This is a genomic window from Chloroherpetonaceae bacterium (genome assembly GCA_025056565.1).
GTDB lineage: Bacteria > Bacteroidota > Chlorobiia > Chlorobiales > Thermochlorobacteraceae > Thermochlorobacter.
The window spans coordinates 1-288 of sequence record JANWWA010000069.1; the positions used below are offsets into that span (position 1 = coordinate 1).

1 protein-coding gene is annotated in these 288 nt (G+C 43.4%); it reads right to left on the reverse strand.

Annotated features, from left to right (window positions below):
- Positions 1–207 (reverse strand): hypothetical protein (locus tag NZM05_12715; GenBank protein ID MCS7014477.1); only part of this gene is annotated, 207 nt, incomplete at its 3' end.
- Between the last annotated feature and the right edge of the window lie 81 nt (positions 208–288).

The window sequence follows — 288 nt, forward strand, 5'->3', positions numbered from 1 at the left end:
TTCCGTAATCTGAGAAAGAAACTGCTGCGCCACATCTTCATACTCCGAAAATGACACCCCCTTGAAAATCACCTTCGGAATATCTACCCCAAACGTCATCTCATTCCCATTCTCGCATACAAAAGAAAAATTAAAATAAGGAATCTCAGAAAAATCCTCCATCTTCTCCTTTATCACCTGAAACGCACGCTGATAAATCTCCTTCATAACCTGAAATGCCAACTTGCGTCTAGACTGCTCATCACTCTGTATCCCCGATACCACCTCATCCAATCTGCCACCCACCGA